The organism is Brevibacterium permense (genome assembly GCF_025506275.1).
GTDB lineage: Bacteria > Actinomycetota > Actinomycetes > Actinomycetales > Brevibacteriaceae > Brevibacterium > Brevibacterium permense_A.
On the sequence record NZ_QYCP01000035.1, the window covers coordinates 1 to 438 of the forward strand.

General features: G+C 59.6%; 1 protein-coding gene. It reads left to right on the forward strand.

All coding sequences use genetic code 11. The features are described from left to right. Positions 1-28: 28 nt before the first annotated feature. Positions 29-438, forward strand: a 410-nt coding sequence (locus D3I60_RS01420; RefSeq protein WP_262774333.1) for a LysR family transcriptional regulator, incomplete at its 3' end; no start/stop codon positions are given.

Sequence of the window (438 nt, forward strand, 5' to 3'; positions counted from 1 at the left end):
GTATATAAGCTCTACTAATTAATGGTCCGTGGAAGAATTGGCCATGATCAAACGTAACCTCAACGATCTCCTGTCCTTCGTTGCCGTCGCCCGCGAGGGCACCTTCACCCGTGCCGCCGCCCAACTGGGCGTGACGCAGTCGGCATTGAGCCAGTCGATAAGCGGCCTGGAGGCGCGCCTGCAGATCCGCTTGCTCACCCGCACCACCCGCAGCGTTTCGACCACGGCGGCAGGGGAGCGCCTGTTGAATGCCATCGGCAATCGCTTCGACGAGATCGAGGCGGAACTGGACGAGCTGTCGGCGCTGCGCGACAAACCAAGTGGCACGGTTCGCATTACCTGTGGCGATCACATCCAGCGAACCCTGTTGCTACCCAGGCTCACCCCGTTGCTGCTGGAATATCCAGACATCAAGGTGGAGTTCGACATCAACTATGG